Source organism: Isoptericola sp. 178 (assembly GCF_030586525.1).
Classification (GTDB): domain Bacteria; phylum Actinomycetota; class Actinomycetes; order Actinomycetales; family Cellulomonadaceae; genus Isoptericola; species Isoptericola sediminis.
Genome location: NZ_JAUQYN010000001.1, coordinates 766,279 through 784,824, shown reverse-complemented (window position 1 = coordinate 784,824; position 18,546 = coordinate 766,279). Strand labels below are relative to the sequence as shown.

At 72.7% G+C, this 18,546-nt stretch carries 12 protein-coding genes and 1 pseudogene; 4 read left to right on the top strand and 9 right to left on the bottom strand.

What is annotated here, in order from left to right; translation table 11 throughout:
• The first annotated feature begins 181 nt into the window (after window positions 1-181).
• Complete coding sequence (locus Q6349_RS03630) at window positions 182-3,853, top strand: TM0106 family RecB-like putative nuclease (protein ID WP_304602899.1); 3,672 nt, start codon at window positions 182-184, stop codon at window positions 3,851-3,853.
• Between the two features lie 95 nt (window positions 3,854-3,948).
• Here Q6349_RS03630 and Q6349_RS03625 read toward each other — a convergent pair whose 3' ends face one another.
• Complete coding sequence (locus Q6349_RS03625; protein WP_304602898.1) at window positions 3,949-4,551, bottom strand: hypothetical protein; 603 nt, start codon at window positions 4,549-4,551, stop codon at window positions 3,949-3,951.
• Window positions 4,552-4,870: 319 nt separating this feature from the next.
• On the bottom strand, window positions 4,871-5,074 hold the full coding sequence (locus tag Q6349_RS03620; RefSeq protein ID WP_171246087.1) for a cold-shock protein: 204 nt from the start codon (window positions 5,072-5,074) through the stop codon (window positions 4,871-4,873).
• 609 nt (window positions 5,075-5,683) lie between these two features.
• Between Q6349_RS03620 and Q6349_RS03615 the strand changes: the two genes are divergently transcribed.
• Together Q6349_RS03615 and Q6349_RS03610 are read left to right on the top strand one after the other, a co-directional pair.
• Entirely contained in the window at window positions 5,684-6,985 is a 1,302-nt protein-coding gene (locus Q6349_RS03615) for an ABC transporter substrate-binding protein (RefSeq protein WP_304602897.1), read from the top strand.
• Between the two features lie 295 nt (window positions 6,986-7,280).
• On the top strand, window positions 7,281-8,315 hold the full coding sequence (locus Q6349_RS03610) for a hypothetical protein (RefSeq protein ID WP_304602896.1): 1,035 nt from the start codon (window positions 7,281-7,283) through the stop codon (window positions 8,313-8,315).
• Between the two features lie 472 nt (window positions 8,316-8,787).
• On the opposite strand, the pseudogene Q6349_RS03605 reads toward Q6349_RS03610, so the two are convergent.
• From Q6349_RS03605 to Q6349_RS03590, 4 genes and pseudogenes are all read right to left on the bottom strand, one after another.
• Window positions 8,788-9,564, bottom strand: a pseudogene (locus Q6349_RS03605) (ABC transporter ATP-binding protein); the annotation flags it as partial.
• Window positions 9,561-10,472, bottom strand: coding sequence for an ABC transporter ATP-binding protein (locus Q6349_RS03600; RefSeq protein WP_171246090.1), 912 nt, complete (start codon window positions 10,470-10,472; stop codon window positions 9,561-9,563). The gene Q6349_RS03600 and the pseudogene Q6349_RS03605, both read right to left, overlap by 4 nt.
• Entirely contained in the window at window positions 10,462-11,466 is a 1,005-nt protein-coding gene (locus Q6349_RS03595; protein WP_304602895.1) for a branched-chain amino acid ABC transporter permease, read from the bottom strand. Before Q6349_RS03595 ends, Q6349_RS03600 begins: the two co-directional genes overlap by 11 nt.
• A 13-nt stretch (window positions 11,467-11,479) precedes the next feature.
• Complete coding sequence (locus Q6349_RS03590) at window positions 11,480-12,901, bottom strand: branched-chain amino acid ABC transporter permease (RefSeq protein ID WP_304602894.1); 1,422 nt, start codon at window positions 12,899-12,901, stop codon at window positions 11,480-11,482.
• Window positions 12,902-13,298: 397 nt separating this feature from the next.
• Between Q6349_RS03590 and Q6349_RS03585 the strand changes: the two genes are divergently transcribed.
• Window positions 13,299-15,515, top strand: a complete 2,217-nt coding sequence (locus Q6349_RS03585) for a S9 family peptidase (protein ID WP_304602893.1) — start codon at window positions 13,299-13,301, stop codon at window positions 15,513-15,515.
• 7 nt (window positions 15,516-15,522) lie between these two features.
• Here Q6349_RS03585 and Q6349_RS03580 read toward each other — a convergent pair whose 3' ends face one another.
• The 3 genes from Q6349_RS03580 to Q6349_RS03570 all read right to left on the bottom strand — a co-directional run bounded on the left by Q6349_RS03580 (window position 15,523) and on the right by Q6349_RS03570 (window position 18,544).
• Window positions 15,523-16,776, bottom strand: coding sequence for a glycoside hydrolase family 3 N-terminal domain-containing protein (locus Q6349_RS03580; protein WP_304602892.1), 1,254 nt, complete (start codon window positions 16,774-16,776; stop codon window positions 15,523-15,525).
• Complete coding sequence (locus Q6349_RS03575; RefSeq protein ID WP_304602891.1) at window positions 16,773-17,222, bottom strand: SRPBCC family protein; 450 nt, start codon at window positions 17,220-17,222, stop codon at window positions 16,773-16,775. Before Q6349_RS03575 ends, Q6349_RS03580 begins: the two co-directional genes overlap by 4 nt.
• A 113-nt stretch (window positions 17,223-17,335) precedes the next feature.
• Entirely contained in the window at window positions 17,336-18,544 is a 1,209-nt protein-coding gene (locus Q6349_RS03570; protein ID WP_304602890.1) for a low specificity L-threonine aldolase, read from the bottom strand.
• Between the last annotated feature and the right edge of the window lie 2 nt (window positions 18,545-18,546).

Sequence of the window (18,546 nt, the reverse complement as noted above, 5' to 3'; positions counted from 1 at the left end):
CGCCGGGGGCCACGAGGGGTCGGGTGCCCAGTGCGCGTCTGGCCGGAACCCTGGGGGGACCTGCCAGCCGGGCGGGGGGTTGAATCGCACGGTCATGGGTCTCCTTCGGCGTCGTGCGGCCCCACTATGGCGGAAACATCCCCTTCAGGTCCATGTCGGCGGTCGCTGGTAGACCTGGGACATGTTCCTCCTGGACGGCGCCGGTGAGCCGCGGCTCGTGCACTCGGCCAGCGACCTGGTGGTGGCCGCCGAGTGCGAGCACGCGCTCCTGCGCCGCCTCGACGAGGTCCTGGGCCGGGTGCCGCAGCGGCCCCGGGACGCCGACGAGATGCTGGCGCGCACCGTCGCGCTCGGCGAGGCGCACGAGGCGTCCGTGCTGGAGGACTTCCGGGCCCGGTTCGGCACCTCGCCCGACGACGGCGGCCCCGGCGGGGTGCTCGAGCTCCCGGCGCCGCGGCGCATGGCGTACGACGACCTCGTCGCCGCGCACTCCGCGACGCTCGCCGGGCTCGAACGCGGGGCCGACGTCGTCTACCAGGCGGCGTTCTTCGACGGGAGCTTCCACGGGCGGGCGGACTTCCTGGTGCGCGACGCCGGCCCGAGCGACGGCCGGCCGCGGTACGCCGTCTGGGACACCAAGCTCGCCCGGCGGGAGAAGGTCCGGGCCGTGCTGCAGCTCGCCGCGTACGCCGACCAGCTCCTCGCCGCCGGGATCGACCCCACCGAGCACGCCCACCTGGTGCTCGGCACCGGCGAGATCACCGAGCACGCGCTCGCCGAGGTGCTGCCGGTGTTCCGGGCGCGGCGTGACCGGCTGCTGGACGTCGTCGCCCGGCACGTCGAGGAGGGAGCGCCGGTCGAGTGGGACGCCCCGGGGCACGTCGCCTGCCAGCGGCTCGGCGTCTGCCCGGACTGCGCCGAGTCCGCGGCCACGCACTCGGACGTGCTGCTCGTGGCCGGCGTCTACGCCCCGCAGCGCGCTCGGCTCGCCGCCGCCGGCCTCACCACGATGAAGGACCTGGCCGGTGCCGAGCAGCCCCCGGCGGGGATGGCGGCCGACCGGTTCGCCGGCCTGCAACGGCAGGCCGCGCTGCAGCTCGGCACCGACCCGGGCGACGGCTCGGTGCTGCTGGAGACGCCCGAGGGGTCACGCGAGCTGCGCTGGGCGCTCACCGACCCGGCGCCCGTGGAACGACTGCCGCCGCCGAGCGACGGCGACGTCTTCTTCGACTTCGAGGGCGACCCGCTGTGGGCCCCCGCGGACGCGCTCACCCCGGCCGAGTCGGGGATCGACTACCTCTTCGGCTGGGTCACCCGTGACCTCGACGCCGAGGGGCGGCCGTCGTTCCACGCCCTGTGGGCGGACACCTGGGCCGACGAGGCCGACGCCCTGGTGCGGTTCGTCGACGCCATGGCCGAACGCCGTCGTCGGTGGCCCGACATGCACGTCTACCACTACGCCGCCTACGAACGGACGCACCTGCTGTCCATCGCGGCCCGGCACGGGGTGTACGAGGACGAGGTCGACGAGCTGCTGCGTTCCGGAGTGCTCGTCGACCTGTACGCCACGGTGCGGTCGGCGATCCGGATCTCCGACCGGTCCCGGTCGATCAAGAAGCTCGAACCGCTGTACATGGGCGACGAGGCGGCGCGGTCCGGCGTGACCGACGCCGCGACGTCGGTGGTCGAGTACGCCGAGTACTGCGAGCTGCTGGCTGCGGGGGAGCACGACGAGGCCGCGCAGCGCCGCGAGGAGATCCTCGACTACAACCGGTACGACTGCCTGTCCACGCTGCGGCTGCTGGACTGGCTGCGCTGGGCGCACGACGAGGTGGTCGGCCCGATCGAGCGGCCGGTCGCCGAGCCGCTGCCCCTGGAGGAGCCCACCCCCGAGAACCCGGAGAGGGCTGCCCGGGAGGCGCTCGAGGCCGAGATCCGGGACGCCGTCGCGCACGCGCACCCCCACGAGCCCGCCGAACGGGCGGCTGCCCGCGCACTGAGCCTGCTGGGCGCCGCGGTCGGCTACCACCGGCGCGAGGGCAAGCAGTTCTGGCAGGCGCACTTCTCCCGCATGCAGCTCCCGCCCGCGGAGTGGCCGGGCCGCCGGGCGGCCGCGGTCGTCGAGAGCGGGCGGGTGCTGCGGGACTGGGAGGTCGAGCCGGGCAAGCGCGCACCGTCGCGGCTCCTGGCCCTGACGTGTCCCGCCGTGGAGGGGAGCGAGCTGCGCGCGGGAGCGAGCGCGTTCCTGCTGTACGACGTGCCGTGCCCACCGGTGGTCACGAACGTGGGACCGCTGGCGGAGCGCTGGTTCCACAACAAGATGGCGATCGCCGAGGTCGAGCGGGTCGTCGACGGCGACCGTGAGCTGGACGTCTTCACCGTGCGGGAGCACGTGGGGGCCGGCCAGGAGACGCACGACGACCTGCCGTGCGCCCTGAGCGTCAACAGCCACGTCCCCGCCGGCCCGTTGGAGACGGCCACCGAGGAGGCCGGGCGGGCGGCGCTGGAGGCCTGGCGCTCCGGTGCCGCGGCAGGCGTGCCGATGGCGGAGCGGCTGCCCGCCGGGCCGATGACGGACCTGCTCCAGCGACGCCCCGCCCGGGTCGCCCGGGGACTGCCAACACCGGCGGTGGGGCCGGACGGCGAGCCCGACGTGGTCGCGGCCGTGGAGCGGGCGGTGCGGGCGCTCGACCGGTCCTACCTCGCGGTGCAGGGTCCGCCCGGCACCGGCAAGACCTACCTCGCCTCCCACGTCATCGCGGCGCTGGTCGCCGACGGCTGGCGGGTCGGCGTCGTGGCGCAGTCGCACGCCGTCGTGGAGAACCTGCTGCACGGGGTGCTGGCCGCCGGCGTCCCGGCCGAGCAGGTCGCCAAGAAGCTGCCCTCCGGCGTCTCGCCGGCGCAGTCGAGGACCCCGTGGCAGGACGTCAACGCCGACGGGCTGCAGGTCTTCGCCGCCGAGGCCGACGACGCGGGACGTGGCTGCGTCGTCGGAGGGACGGCCTGGGACTTCGCGCACGACCGATGGGCGCCGGAGGGACTGGACCTGCTCGTCATCGACGAGGCCGGTCAGTTCGCGATCGCCAACACGGTCGCGGTCGCGCGGGCGGCTGCACGGCTGCTGCTGCTCGGCGACCCGCAGCAGCTGCCGCAGGTGTCCCAGGGGGCGCACCCCGACCCGGGGGTCGCCGGCTCGGCGCTCGGCTGGCTCGCCGACGGCCACGAGACGCTGCCCGAGGAGTTCGGCTACTTCCTGCCCGCGTCCCGGCGGATGCACCCGGCGCTGTGTACGGCGGTGTCCGAGCTGGCGTACTCCGGTCGGCTGCACGCCCACGCCTCGGTCCACGGGCGGTCGCTGGACCCGGTGGAGCCCGGTGTGCACGAGGTGCTCGTCGACCACGCCGGCCGGGCGGTGTCCTCGGCCGAGGAGGCCGAGGAGGTGGTCCGGCAGGTCCGGGCGGTGCTGGGCCGGCCCTGGGTCCGGACCGTCGGCGCGGAGCCGCGGGACCTCGGGCCTGCGGACGTCATCGTCGTGGCCGCGTACAACGCGCAGGTGCACACGATCCGCCGCGCGCTGGCCCGGGCCGGCCTGGACGACGTGCGCGTCGGCACGGTGGACAAGTTCCAGGGGCAGGAGGCGCCCGTGGCGGTGCTGTCCATGGCCGCCTCCTCGCCGGAGGACGTGCCCCGGGGCATGGGGTTCCTGCTCAGCCGGAACCGGATCAACGTCGCGGTCTCCCGGGGGCAGTGGCGGGCGGTCGTGATCCGCTCGCCGCGGCTGACCGACTACCTGCCGACGTCGGTGACGGACCTGCAGCAGCTCGGGGCGTTCCTGCGCCTCACCGCTCGCTGAGGCTTCCCCCGACCACCGACCCGCGACCACCGACCCCCGACCACCGACCCGCGAGTCAGGGCGATCTGCGGCGAGTCAGGACGGGACTGCGCGAGTCAGAAGTCGAAACCGCCGCCGTCGCCACCGAAGAAGTCGCCGAGGCCGCCGCCGCTCTCGTCGCCGCCGCCGAAGAACCCACCGAACATGCCGTCGTCCCCGGCGGCCTCCGCGCCGCCGGCATCCATGCCCGCGGCCTCGGTGTCGGCACCGGCGTCCGCCCCGGCCTCGCCGGCCTCCCCCTCGCCCGCAGCGGCCGCGTCCTCGGCGACCGGCGTCGTCGGGTCGCCGAACGCCGGACCGAACATCGCGTTGGCCACGGCCGAACCGATGACGACACCGGCGACCGTGCCGAGGAGGCTGGATCCCATCATCGAGCCGAAGCTCGGGCCCCTGGCACCGGCCGCGGCCCCCGGCCCGCCGGAGCGGAACGTGTTCTCCAGGGTGCCCGGGTTGCGCATCTCGGCGCGGGTCGCCATCCGGGCCAGCGACTGCGGGTCGTCGGTGGTGGCGCGCTCGGAGGCAGGCACCGTGGCGCCGACCTCGGTGAGGACCTGGCGGCGCTGCTCCGGAGTGAGCTGGGCGAACGCCTCGGCATGGGCCTGCTCGACGGCGTCCGGCGGGGCGGTGCGCAGCAGGTAGCGGTAGCGGTCGATCGCCACGTCGTCGGGTGAACGGTGCGAGGTGGGACCCCCGCTTCGCGGGTCCGCGGACGACGGTGCGGGCGTGGCGTACCCGCGCGGGGTGCCTCCGCCCGTCATCCCGGGGATGGAGCGCTCGTCACGTGACCTGCCGAGGAGTCGGTCGAGGAATCCCATGGTGGTGGAACGGTTCGTGGTCCCCCGGGGTTCCCGGGGGAACCGGGTGGGGCGGGCGGTCCCTGGAGACGACAACGGCCCGCACCCGCCGCCGTGAGGCAGCGAGTGCGGGCCGTGCGAGTCTCTGGTGCGTGCCGCCGTCAGGAAGCACGCGGACGAGAGATCAGAGCGGGCGAACGTTCTCCGCCTGCGGACCCTTCGGGCCCTGCGTGACGTCGAACTCGACCTTCTGCTCCTCGTCCAGGCTGCGGTAGCCCTGCGTCTGGATCGCGGAGAAGTGGACGAACACGTCAGCGGTGCCGTCCTCGGGAGCGATGAAGCCGTAGCCCTTCTCGCTGTTGAACCACTTCACGGTTCCGGTGGCCATGGGTACTCCTTCAAGAGCTCGCAGCCCCCGCCTGTCGGGGACCGCGCATCACGGTGTTCGTCGTCAAACTCTTGTGGAACCAAGGTCCGCCGGTGCGCCGGGGTCAATCCTGAACGACCCCGCCTCCCGACGCAGGACGGGGGTCCGTCCGGTACGAGCAAGACACTGCAACGGCCCTAACGGTACGCGAGCGGAAGTCCTCGCACCAGCACATCGGCGAGATTCTCGGTCCGATTGTCCCGAACATCACCCGCGACGGCGTCCGAAGGCCGGTCCTGACCCCGGCTCGGGTGCCCCGTGAGTCGATCTGTACCCGGTGTGAGCTCCCGTGGTCCGGTCCCGGACGGGGCGGCCGCCTCGACGCGGGCGGTGCCGTGACGGTGGTGGTGGGGAGGTCGGCAGCACCGTGACCACGCTGTTCGCCCGGAATCCTGCGGAATCCGGCAGGCCGGCAGGCCGATGTCGCCGGGGTGAGCCAGATCACAGGTTCGTCACGATCTGTCGAGAGTGACGGATCTGACACATGTATGTCACACATGAGGACTAGTTTCAGCGCCACTACATGCGGCATTGAGTGCCGTGGCACGCCCGACCCCGAAAGGGAAACTCATGACTCGACGCATGACGGCCGCGAAGGGCCTCGCCCTCGCCGCGGCGCTCAGCCTGGGCCTGACGGCCTGCGGCTCCGACGACTCGGCCGACGAGGCCGCGGACACCTCCGAGGAGTCGATGGACGAAGGGTCGGCCGACCCCCTGACCATCGGCACCATCCTCCCGGTGACCGGCACGCTGTCCTTCCTCGGCCCGCCCGAGATCGCCGGCGTCGGTCTGGCCATCCAGGACATCAACGAGGCCGGCGGCGTGCTCGGCAGCGACGTCGAGGTCGAGTGGGGCGACTCCGGTGACAACACCGACCTGACGGTCGCGAACTCGACCGCCACGGACCTCATCTCCAAGGGTGCGGACGCCGTCATCGGCGCTGCGTCGTCGTCGGTCTCCCTCGGTGTGGTCGACGTCTTCGCCGAGGCCCAGGTGATGCAGATCTCGCCGGCGAACACCGCCGCCGACCTGTCGGGCTACGGAGACTTCTACACGCGCACCGCCCCGCCGGACACCGTCCAGGGCGCCGCGCTGGGCTCGCTGATCCTCGACGGCGGCCACCAGGACGTCGCCATGATCGTCCTCAACGACGCCTACGGCACCGGTCTGCGCGACCACACCCAGAGCGCGATCGAGGCCGGCGGTGGCACGGTCGTCTACGGCGCCAACGGCGCCGGCGAGGAGTTCCCGCCCGGTGAGACGAACTTCGGTTCGCAGGTCTCCGCGGCGCTGGGCACCGACCCGGACGCCCTCGTGGTCATCGCCTTCGAGGAGACCGTGGCCGCGGTGAACGAGCTCGTCGCCCAGGGCTGGGACTTCGACGGCACCACCTACTTCACGGACGGCAACCTGTCCGACTGGAGCGGTGACTTCGACGAGGGCACCCTCGCCGGCGTCCAGGGCACGCTGCCCGGTGCGCAGGCCGAGGACGACTTCAAGGAGCGCCTGAACACCTGGCACGAGGAGAACGAGGGTTCGTCCCTCGACGGGTACTCCTACGCGGCCGAGTCGTACGACGCCACCATCCTGGCGGCCCTGGCCGCCGTGCGGGGCGAGGGTACCGACGGCGTGACGATCTCCGAGAACATCGCGGCCGTCTCCGGCGCCGAGGGCGGCACCGAGGTCACCACCTTCGCCGAGGGCGTCGAGGCGCTCGAGGCCGGTGAGGAGATCGACTACACCGGTCCGTCGGGCACCGGCCCGCTGAACGAGGACAACGACCCGTCGTCCGCGTTCATCGGCATCTACGAGTACGGCGACGACAACACGTACACCTACGTGCGGCAGATCGAGGGCCAGATCGGCGGCTGACGCCCCGGTCGAGCCTGCCGGGATGTTCATCCCGGTCTGCTGACGACGGCCCGGTCTCCTCTGCGGAGGGGACCGGGCCGTCGTCGTCCACAAGCTGCCCCTCGGCGTTCGCGCTCCGCCGCGGGTCAGGGTGCTGTGCCGCGAGTCAGGACGAGTTCCGGCCGGTCAGGAGCCCCCGGGAGCGCACGTCGCCCCTGAGCAGCCGTGCGGGCTGTCGGTCGTCCACAGCGCCGTTCGTCCACCGAAGGCCCGCACGACCCGCCCTCCGCGGGCCTTGTCGCGCGAGCCTCGTCGCATGAGCGATCCACCGCACCTCCCCGCCATCCACCGCCTCGAGCAGATCCTGTCGACGATGGCGGTGCCCGGCTCACCGCTGCGCACCATGCTGTCTGCCGACCGGGCGTGCCCACCGACGGTCCCTCGAGCGGCGGACCTCTCCCGTGCGGACCGCGACCGCATCGCGTCCCAGGTGGCGCAAGGAGCCTTGAGGTCGGACCGCGGCGTCATGACGCCGACCGGCCACGGCGACACCGAGCACGCCGAGGCCGTCCTGGCGGGTGTCCGGGCGCTGGTGAGCTCGTCGCGCAGCCGCATCTGGTTCAGTCATGCGACCGCCGCGATCCTGCACGGTGCGTGGACCTATGCGACCCCTGCGCTCGTCCATGTCACGCACGTCGTGAAGCCGCGGGTCTCCCTGACGGCGGAGCCGACGGTGCGGCGGCACTTCACGTGCCTGCCGACCCGGGAACAGGGCCTGATCGAGGGCGTTCCGGTGACTTCGCCCGAGCGGACGCTCGTGGACTGTCTGCGGACGTTGTCGCCGGAGGGAGCGCTCGTGGTGGCCGATTCCCTGTTTCGCCGCGGCGCCGACCCGATGGAGGTCTCGCGGATCATGACGGCCTCGGCGGGCAAGCGCGGAATGATCCAGGCACGCCGGCTCCTCGACGTCTGCGACCCACGATCGGGATCCCCCGGCGAGACGGTCGCGCGGTTGATCGCCATCGACGACGGCCTGCCCCGGCCCGAGTGCCAGATGGAGGTGGCGACGACGTCGGGCACGCGGTTCGTCGACTTCGGGTGGCCGGAGATCGGCGTGGGTGTCGAGTTCGACGGTGCCGTGAAGTACTCGGGAGGGTCCTTCGGTGTGCCGATCGAGGTGCTGCGGCGTCAGGAGCGACGCCACGCCGAGATCGCCGAGGCCGGTGTCGAACTGGTGCGGCTGGGCTGGGACGACCTGGCCGATCGGTACGACCCGGGAGCGTCCATGCGCGAGGCGTACTACCGACGGCTGGGACGTCGCCGGAGCGCCGCCGTCGGCCGCGCTTCCTGACGGCGGATCCGGGCGGAGGCGGTCCCGGGCCGTCATGCGTCCTGACCCGCGGTCGACCGACGGGCGACCATGCGCCCCGAACACGGGTTCTCGACGGAGGACGGCGACGGCGGGCGCCCGGGTAAACCCGGACGCCCGCCGTCCTCACTCATCCGTCAGGACTCCTGACTCGCGCAGGGCCGCCCTGACTCGCGCAGGGCCGCCCTGACTCGCGCAGGGCCGCCCTGACTCGCGCAGGGCCGTCCTGACTCGCGCAGGGCCGCCCTGAGTCGCCGGGGAGTGGTCCCCCTCAGGCCTCCCCGTCCCGGGAGGCCCGCGGGGTCTCCGTGGCCGGCTCGGCGTCCTTCGTCCGCTCGGTCTCCGACGCCGGCTCGGCGACGTCCGTGCGCTCGGCCTGGTCCGTCGCGTCGCTCTCCGGCAGCTGGTCGGCCTCCCGGGCCTGATCTGCCTCCCGGGCCTGGTCGGCCTCCTCGACGTCCTCGGCCAGCGTGCCCAGGTAGAGCGAGATGACCTTCGGGTCGTTGAGCAGCTCGCGCCCGGGGCCGGAGTAGGCGTCGGTGCCCTGGTCGAGCACGTAGCCGCGGTCGCAGATCTGCAGGCAGCGACGGGCGTTCTGCTCGACCATGATCACCGAGACGCCGGCCTTGTTGATCATGCGGGTGCGGAGGAACGTCTCGTCCTGGCGCACCGGCGACAGGCCGGCGGACGGCTCGTCGAGCAGCAGCACCGACGGGTTCATCATGAGCGCCCGGGCCATCGCGACCATCTGACGCTCACCACCCGACATGGCGCCGGCCCGCTGGGCGCGGCGGTCGTGCAGCACGGGGAACAGGTCGCCGATGAACTGCCAGCGCTCGCTGAAGATCTTCGGCTTGAGGAACGTGCCCATCCGCATGTTCTCCTCGACCGTCAGCGAGGGGAACACGTTGTTGTTCTGCGGCACGTACCCGACACCCTGGGCGACCAGCTTGTTGGCCTTCATCCCGGTGATGTCCTTGCCCTGCAGCGTGACGGTGCCCGAGTGGATCTTCACCAGGCCGAACAGGGCCTTGAGCAGCGTCGACTTCCCGGCGCCGTTGGGGCCGATGATCCCGACGAGTTCACCCTGACGGACCTTGAGCGAGCATTCGTTGAGGATGTTCACCCCGGGCAGGTAGCCGGCCACGAGGTTGTCGGCGTGGAGCAGGAGATCCTCCGTGGGGACGTCGTCGATCGGCGTCTCCCGCGGAGCGGTGGTGGTCTGGCTCATCGTTCCTCCTCCTCGGCCTCGTACCGGGCGAGGACCGCCGGGTCGAGCAGCGAGTCGTCACCGAGGTCGGTGTCGTGGTGGGCGCCGAGGTAGGCGTCCACCACGGCCTCGTCCTTCATCACGCTGCTGGGCGGCCCCTCGGCCACGATCCGGCCCTCGGCCATGACCACGACCCAGTCGCTGATGTGCCGGACGGCGTGCATGTCGTGCTCGACGAACAGCACGGTCATGCCCTCGTCGCGCAGCGCCTGGACGTGCCCGAGCAGGGACTGGACGAGCGCCGGGTTCACGCCCGCCATGGGCTCGTCGAGCATGATCATCGTCGGGTCGGTCATCAGCGCGCGGGCCATCTCGAGCAGCTTGCGCTGACCGCCGGACAGCGAGCCGGCGTAGTCGTTCGCCTTCGTGTCCAGCTTGAACCGGGCAAGGATCTCCATGGCCTTCTCGGTGGAGTCGGCCTCGTGCTTCTTCCACAGGAACGGCAGCCAGGACAGCCACAGGTTCTCCCCGGGGTTGTCCCGGGAGGCCAGCAGCATGTTCTGCAGCACGGTGAGGCGTCCCAGCGCCTTGGTCAGCTGGAAGGTGCGGACCACACCCGCCTTGGCGACCGCGGCACCGCTCTTGCCGGACAGCGACCGTCCCTGGAAGGTCCATTCGCCGGTGTTCGGGGTGTCGAACCCGGTGAGCAGGTTGAAGAACGTGGTCTTGCCGGCACCGTTCGGCCCGATGAGGGCGGTGATGACGCCCTCCTGGACCTCCAGGTGGTCGACGTCGACCGCCGTCATGCCGCCGAACCGCCGCACGACGTGGTCGGCGACGAGGATCGGGTCGGGCTTGGCCGCCCCGGGCTCGTGGGCGACGTCCGCCAGCGACGTGCTGCGGGCCGTCGTCGTCTCGTCAACGGACATTGAACGCCAGCTCCTTCTTGTTCCCGAGGATGCCCTGTGGCCGGAAGATCACCAGGCACATCAGGGTGATGCCCACGAGCATGCCGCCGATGTACTCCACCTGGGTGGTGGAGATGACGGTGCCGACGGCGGTGTCCTCGGACAGGGCGCGCATCCCGGTGCGCATGAACATGTAGGCGGTGAAGAAGATCATCGATCCGAGCACCGGACCGAAGACGGTCGCGGCACCACCGAGCAGCAGGACGGTCCAGACGAAGAACGTCATGGTGCGCCCGCCCATCGAGTCGGGGGAGATCGCCAGGGGTATCGCGTAGACCACTCCGGCCAGCGCACCGATCGCCCCGCCGAGCACGAGGGCCTGCAGCTTGTACGAGTAGACGCTCTTGCCGAGCGCCCGCACGGCGTCCTCGTCCTCACGGATGCCCTTGAGCACGCGGCCCCAGGGGCTGCGCGTGATGAGCCAGACGAAGATCAGCACCAGCGCGACGAGGCCCCAGGCGAAGATGCGGGTGAACCAGGAGTCCGACCCGGTGTTGATGTACTCGAACGGGCCGAGGGCGAAGCGGCCCTCCGGCAGGAACGACAGCGCGTGGAACGGGTCCTTGTAGTAGCGGCCCTGCAGACCGGAGGCGCCGCCGGTCCACTCCTGCCAGAGGGTGGACCGGCCGAACCATCGGACGATCTCCGCGGCGGAGATGGTCACGATCGCCAGGTAGTCGCCGCGGAGCTGCAGCGTGGGCATGCCCAGCAGCAGGGCGAACACGACGCCGGCGGCGATCGCGATGAGGAAGGCGAGCCAGATCGGGCCGCCGAGGGTCAGCGTGATGCCGAACCCGTAGGCGCCCAGGAGCATGAAGCCGGCCTGGCCCATGTTGAGCAGTCCGGTGTACCCGAAGTGCAGGTTGAGGCCGATCGCGGCGATCGCGAAGGCCGCCGTGGTCGGGGCGAGGATCTCGCCCGCCGACTGCGTGAGGATGCGCAGGAACTCTTCCATGGTGTGACTCCTTTCAGCCGACCCGCTCGCGGCGGCCGAGGATGCCCTGCGGCCGGAACAGGAGCACGAGGATGAGGATCACCAGGGCCGACGCGTAGCGCAGGTCGCTGGGGATGACGAGGTTCGACAGCTCGACGACCTGGCCGATGAGCAGCGATCCGACGAACGCCCCGAGCGCGGTGCCCAGGCCTCCGAGGGTGACGGCCGCGAACATGAGCAGCAGGAGCTGGATGCCGAGCTGCCAGTTGAAGGAGCCGAACGAGGTGCCCCACATCAGGCCGGCCAGCGCGGCGAACCCGGTGGCCATGACCCACACGAGGCGGATGATCTTGTCGGGGTCGATGCCGGTCGCCGAGGCCAGCGCCGGGTTGTCCGACACGGCACGGGTGGCGCGGCCGATCCGGGTCCGGGTGAGGAACCAGGCGATGCCGAGCACGCACACCAGGGCGACCAGCATGGAGATCCACGAGGCGGCGCTGAGGGTGATGCCGACGATCGTGATCGGTCGCGGGTTGGACGACAGGATCCGCTCGGAGCCACCGCCGATCAGCAGCTGGATGACGTACTGCAGCGTGATCGAGAGGCCGATCGAGACGATCATGAGCTGCATGACCGGCACGTTGCGCTTGCGCAGCGGCCGCCAGATCCCGGCGTCCTGGGCCCAGCCCGTCATGCCGCACACCGCGATCGTGAGGATGCCGCCCAGCCAGATCGGCATGCCCATCACGTTGATGGTGAGGAAGCCGAGCGCGGCGCCGAGGGCGAACTGCTCGCCGTGGGCGAAGTTCGACAACCCGGTCGTGCCGAACACGAGGTTGAGGCCGATGGAGGCCAGGGCCAGCAGGAGCCCGAACCGCAGCCCGGAGCCGATCTGCTGCCACAGCTGACCCCAGTTGAAGTCGCGCTGGGAGGCGTCGCCCTCCGGGGCGGCGCCCACGCCTTCGTCGCCGCCCTCCGGCGCCGTCGTGGCGCCCTCGGTGTCCTCGGCGGTCTCCGACGGCGCCGCAGGTGCCTCGGCACCGCTGCCGACCCGGAAGGCGGCGCGGGCCGTGGCCCCGGTCTGGGCGACAACCTCTCTCTCGAGCTCGGTGCCTTCGGGCAGCTGCTGGTCGTCGGGGAGCGTCGAGGGGTCGATGGCGACGACGTAGCGCCCGACCTCCGGCACGGCGACCGCCACGGGCCGCTCGTCCGTCGTGATCAGGTCTGCCGTGAACCCTTCGCCGGTCACGAGCAGCTCCACACCCGCGACGTGGTCGTTGTCGGCGGTCAGGACCATGCCGGCCACACAGGCCGTCTCGTTGTCGGGCTGGCAGGTGGCGTCGTCGGTGCTTGCGGTCGCGGGGTGCGCGACGAGCATCGCCGGTAGCAACGCGAGAGCGACGGCGGCGATCGCGCGCCGGGTCCTCCTCGCGAGGTCGAGTCGGTCCGCTGTCATCGGACGAGTCCTCCGGTGGGTCAGGGTCGTGCGCCCGGGTCCACCCGGGACTGCGCTGCACCCCTCGACAGCCATGCAGTGACGCTGAAGGCCCTGTTGACGATCTCGTGGTGCGAGCGTGCCGGGCAGTGTAGCCGCGTGGTGTGACCTGGATGACACTTGTAGGTCACACCGGGGGGTCCGAGACGCCCGTGGAGGCGGGCAGAACCGCCACGACGGGCCGATTCGGCCTCGGGGAGCAGAAAAACTGTTGCCGAGACGTGATCAACCGTGTGCGGCGTGCCGACCACCGTGGCCAAGCGATGCTGACGGGCCCTGCGCCCGTCACGGCGTCCGCGGCGCGTACCGGCGAGAGTCCGCACGGGGGACACGGCGGCCGGACCCGTACGCTGGCCGGGTGCACGACGACGCCGCCACCGCAGGCCTGCCCGAGCCCGGCACCCCGCCGGCCGCCGACCGCCGACCCACCACCCGGAGCCACCACGGCCACTCCTTCGTCGACGACTACGAGTGGTTGCGCGCCAAGGAGGACCCCGAGGTGCTCGCGCACCTGGAGGCCGAGAACTCCTGGACCCAGGACCAGCTCGCCGGGCTGCGGCCGTTGCGCGAGCGCATCGTCGGCGAGATCAAGGACCGCACGCTCGAGACCGACCTGTCGGTCCCGACCCGCCTGGGCGGGCACTGGTACTACGTGCGCTTCACCGAGGGCGAGCAGTACCCGGTGCACGCACGCGTGCCGGTGACCGACCCCGAGGACTGGACGCCGCCGGTCCTCGAGCCCGGGCAGGTGCCCGCCGGCGAGCAGGTGCTGCTCGACCAGAACGAGGCGGCGGCCGGGCACGACTTCTTCTCGCTCGGGTCGTTCGCGGTGGCCCCGCGGGGCGACCGGCTCGTCCACGCGGTCGACACCACCGGCGACGAGCGCTACACGCTGCGGGTGCGAGACCTGAGCACCGGGACCGACCTGCCGGACGAGATCGACGGGACGTTCCCGGGAGCCGTCATCACCCCCGACGGGCGGTACGTGTTCTACCCGACCGTCGACGACGCGTGGCGGCCGTGCACGATCTGGCGGCACGAGGTCGGCACCCCGGTGGCCGACGACGTCCAGGTCTTCCACGAGCCGGACGAGCGGTTCTGGGTGGGGGTCGGGCTGTCCCGCTCCCAGCAGTACCTGCAGATCGAGCTCGGCTCGAAGATGACCGGCGAGTGCTGGCTGCTCGAGACCGACGACCCGACCGGCGCGTTCCGGCCCGTCTGGCGGCGGCGCGAGGGCGTCGAGTACACGGTCGAGCACGCCGTCCTGCCCGGCCGGGGCGACGCCCTGCTGGTGCTGCACAACGACGGGGCGCAGAACTTCGAGCTGGTCGTCACGGGCGTGCCGCCGCGCCACGACGGGCACGACGACGGCGGGGCCGATGGCCTGGACCCGGCGGACGCGACCGTCGTCGTGGCCCACGACCCCGGGGTCCGTCTGGAGTCGGTGGACGCGTTCGCCGACCACGTCGTGCTGGGCGTGCGCCGGGACGCGACCCCGCGGGTCGCCGTCGTCACGCTGGCGACCCTCGCGCCGGACGCCCCGTGGACGCCCCGCGAGCTGGACTTCCCCGAGGCCCTCTTCTCCGCCGCGCCGGGCGAGACGCCCGAGTTCGCGGCGCCGCTGGTCCGGGTGGAGTACACGTCGTTCGTCACGCCGGCCACGGTCCTCGACGTCGACCTGGCCACCGGGGAGCGCCTCGTGCGCCGCCAGCAGCCGGTGCTGGGCGGCTACGAGCCCACCGACTACGCGCAGCAGCGCGCGTGGGCGACCGCCGAGGACGGCACCCGTGTCCCGATCTCGCTGGTGTGGAAGCGGGACGCCGTGACGCTGGACTCCGCCGGGACCGGTGCGGACCCGGCGCCGCTGCTGCTGTACGGCTACGGCGCCTACGAGATCAGCGTCGACCCGTTCTTCTCGGTGCCGCGGCTGTCGCTGCTGGACCGGGGCGTCGTCTTCGCCGTGGCCCACGTCCGCGGCGGCGGCGAGCTGGGACGTGCCTGGTACGAGGGCGGGCGGCTGGAGCACAAGCGCAACACGTTCACGGACTTCGTCGCCTGCGCGCGCCACCTGGTCGACGCCGGGTGGACGAGCCCGGAGCGCATGGTGGCCGACGGCGGCAGCGCCGGCGGGCTGCTCATGGGCGCGGTGACGAACCTGGCGCCGGAGCTGTTCGCCGGCGTGCTGGCGGGCGTGCCGTTCGTCGACGCGCTGACCTCGATCCTGGACCCGTCGCTGCCGCTGACGGTGGTCGAGTGGGAGGAGTGGGGCAACCCGCTGGCCGACCCCGAGGTCTACGCCTACATGCGCTCGTACAGCCCGTACGAGAACGTGCCCGACGACGCCTCCCACTACCCGCGCATCCTGGCGGTGACGTCGTTGCACGACACCCGCGTGCTGTACGTCGAGCCCGCGAAGTGGGTGGCCCGGCTGCGGGCCGCCGGCGCCCCGGCGCTGCTGAAGATCGAGATGTCCGCCGGCCACGGCGGCGTCTCGGGCCGCTACGCGCGCTGGGAGGAGATCGCCTTCGAGCACGCCTGGACGCTGGACGTCCTGGGTCTGGCCGACGAGGACTGAGCGCGCGTCAGTCCGGCAGGTCGGCCTTGGCGGCGAGCACCCGCTCGACGGCGGTGTCCACCCGCGTCGCGAACTCCTCGTCCGCGCGGGCCCGCTCCACCAGGGCGTCGGCCATCGCGGGCACGACGGAGGGGTCGGCGGAGGCCAGCACGAGGTCGACGCCGGCCTCGACGGCGGCGACGGCCCGATCGGCCGGGGCCACGTCGTCCACGGCGGCCGCCGCGGACACGTCGTCGGTGATGATGACGCCGTCGAACGCGAGGTCGTCGCGCAGGATCGCCACGACGGCGGGGGAGAACGTGGCCTGCTGGTCCGGGTCGATCCGTGTGTAGACCGCGTTGGACAGCATGACGAACCGTGCCCCCGCGTCGATCCCGGCGGCGAACACCTCGACGTCCTTCGACCCGGCGGTGATGGTGTCGTCCACGACGGACGCGGTGGTGTCGGTGTTCTCGGTGACCCGGCCCAGCCCCGGGAAGTGCTTGATCACCGGCTCGACCCCGGCCGTCTGCATGCCGGCCGAGAAGGCCGTGGCCCCGTCGACCACGGACCGGGCCGTGTTGCCGTAGTTGCGCGAGAAGTAGCCGATGGGGGCGTTCGCCTGCTGGTTGCCGGCCGGGACGAGGTCCATCACCGGCGCCAGGTTGAGGTCGACCCCCGCGTCGGCGAGCTCGGTGCCCCAGCGGGTCGCGAGGCGTTCCAGCCGTGCGCGCGGCCAGGTCGCCTGTCGGGTGGCCGCCGGGATCTCGGAGAACCCGGCCCCGCGGAGCACCTGGACCGCGCCGCCCTCCTGGTCGGTCGCCATCAGCATCGGCGGGGCCGACGACGGCGCGAGCGCCCGGTAGGCGTCGACCAGCTCGCGGGTCGCGGCGAGCCCCGCCTCGCTGCGGCCGTGCAGGAACACGTTGCCGACGTGGTGGTCGACGACGGCGGTCCGCGTGGGGGCGTGCACGCCCCCCTCGGCGACGGGCGCGCCGACCACGAGCAGCTGACCGACCTTCTCCTCCAGCGGCATCCCGGCCAGGGGGTCGTCGGCGTCGGTCCTGCGCTCCGCCGCGGCACCGGGCGTGCTCGACGCCGACGGCGTGGGCGACGGGCTCGGTCGGGGGCTCGCGGACGGCGTGCCGGACGGCGTCGGCCCCGCGCTCGACTCCCAGGGGCCCGCGCTGGGGGTGGGGGTCGTGTCGGGCGTGGTGCAGGCGGCCAGGGCGAGCACGGCCGTCGTCAGGACGGCCGTCGTCCACCGGGAGGTGGGGGTCATGACCCCGCTGTCGGGGCGGTGTCGCGGTGGGCGAGGGTCGCCAGCGCCTGGCACCAGTGCTGCTCGGACCGGGCGGCGTGCTCCGCCGTGTCGATGTTCGCCTGGACCACCTCGACGCGGGTGCCGCCGTCGTCGGGCTCCAGCGTGATGCGGATCTCGTGGTAGCTCTCGGGCACGTCCGGCCGCTCGCCGAGCGGGGAGAAGTGGGTGAAGTGCAGCAGCCGGGGGCGCTCGACGGCGATGATCCGGCCCTTGTCGGTGAACTGGCGGCCGAAGAAGTGCCCCTCGAAGGTGACGGGGCTGCCCGGGCGGAAGTCGGTCTCGATGTTGGCGCCCAGCATCCAGCGCGCGCCGGGGTGCATCAGCTCGGCCCAGACCCGCTCGGGGGGTTCGGCGATGTGCGTGGACGCGGTGGCGGTGTGTCCGGTGGTGCCCCCGTCGGTCATGACGCCTCCTCGGCCTGGTGTGCGGTCCGGACCGCACCGTCGCGACCCGTCGGCACGACGTTAACCCCGGTCGGTGCCGGAGGCCGAATCGACCCGAGGCGCGTCGTCCCGGGTCAGGACAGCTCGGCGGCGACGGCCGCGACGAAGGTGTCGACCGCGTCGGCCGGGGTGTCCCACGAGCACATCCACCGCACCTCGACGCGGTCCGGGGTCTCGCCGGCCGCCCAGTCGTAGAACCGGCTCCGCTCGCGCAGCCGGTCGGCCGCCTCGCGCGGCAGCGTGGCGAAGACGGCGTTCGCCTCGACCGGCCGGGTCACCCGGATCCCCTGGGGCACCACGAGCTCGTCCGGTTCGGTCCCGGCCGGTCCCGGCGTCACGTCGAGCACGTCGGCGGCCCCGAGCCCGTCCCGCAGGCGCCGGGCCATCGCGTTGGCGTGCGCCGCGTTGCGGTGCCACAGCGGTGCGGCCGACCCGTCCGCGGCGTCGACCGGCTCGCCGGGTTCGCCGAGCAGGGCCAGGAGCTGGGCGGAGACGTAGCGGGTCTTGGAGACGAGCTGCATCGTGGCCTTGCGCAGGTAGGGCACCGCGTCGACCGCGGCGCGACGCCGGGCCGCGCCGTCGTACCCGGACCCGGGCACCTGCGGGGCGTCCTCGGGGGCGAGGACGACGACGGCCTCCCCGATCATGCCGCCGTTCTTGGCGGCGCCGAACGAGAGGACGTCCACCCCGAGGTCACGGGTCAGGGCGCCCAACGAGCAGCCGAGGGAAGCGGCGGCGTTGGCGAGCCGGGAGCCGTCCACGTGCACGGCCATGCCGAGCCCGTGGGCCGCCTCGACGAGGGCGCGCGTCGCGTCGACGGAGTAGACGGTGCCGAGCTCGGTCGACTGCGTCAGCGTCAGCACGCCGGGGTGGGCGCGGTGCACGTCGTGGCGCTGCCCGGCCCAGCGGGCGACGTCGTCGGGCGTGATCCGTCCGTCCGTGGACGGGCACGGGAGGATCTTCAGCCCGCCCACGCGTTCGGGGGCGCCGTTCTCGTCGGTGTTGGCGTGCGCGAGGTCGGAGGCGACGACGCCGCCCCACCGCTCGGACAGCGCCATGAGGGAGACGACGTTCGCGCCGGTCCCGTTGGTCAGCGGGAACGCGAGCGCCCCGGGGCCGAACACCTCGGCGGTGCGCTCGTCGAGTCGCGCGGTCCACGGGTCGTCGCCGTACGCGACGCTGAACCCGTCGTTGGCCGCGGCGACGGCGGCCAGCACGTCCGGGTGGGTGCCGGCGTAGTTGTCGGAGGCGAACGGCGGGAGGGCGGCGGGTGTCTCGGGCACCC

What these genes read in the sequence shown, in the direction of transcription:
- Q6349_RS03595 (WP_304602895.1), bottom strand. Translation starts at nt 11,466, where the DNA reads ATGGAAGAGTTCCTGCGCATCCTCACGCAGTCGGCGGGCGAGATCCTC.
- Q6349_RS03600 (WP_171246090.1), bottom strand. Translation starts at nt 10,472, where the DNA reads ATGTCCGTTGACGAGACGACGACGGCCCGCAGCACGTCGCTGGCGGAC.
- Q6349_RS03620 (WP_171246087.1), bottom strand. Translation starts at nt 5,074, where the DNA reads ATGGCCACCGGAACCGTGAAGTGGTTCAACAGCGAGAAGGGCTACGGC.
- Q6349_RS03630 (WP_304602899.1), top strand. Translation starts at nt 182, where the DNA reads ATGTTCCTCCTGGACGGCGCCGGTGAGCCGCGGCTCGTGCACTCGGCC.
- Q6349_RS03615 (WP_304602897.1), top strand. Translation starts at nt 5,684, where the DNA reads ATGACTCGACGCATGACGGCCGCGAAGGGCCTCGCCCTCGCCGCGGCG.
- Q6349_RS03580 (WP_304602892.1), bottom strand. Translation starts at nt 16,776, where the DNA reads ATGACCCCCACCTCCCGGTGGACGACGGCCGTCCTGACGACGGCCGTG.
- Q6349_RS03610 (WP_304602896.1), top strand. Translation starts at nt 7,281, where the DNA reads ATGAGCGATCCACCGCACCTCCCCGCCATCCACCGCCTCGAGCAGATC.
- Q6349_RS03590 (WP_304602894.1), bottom strand. Translation starts at nt 12,901, where the DNA reads ATGACAGCGGACCGACTCGACCTCGCGAGGAGGACCCGGCGCGCGATC.
- Q6349_RS03575 (WP_304602891.1), bottom strand. Translation starts at nt 17,222, where the DNA reads ATGACCGACGGGGGCACCACCGGACACACCGCCACCGCGTCCACGCAC.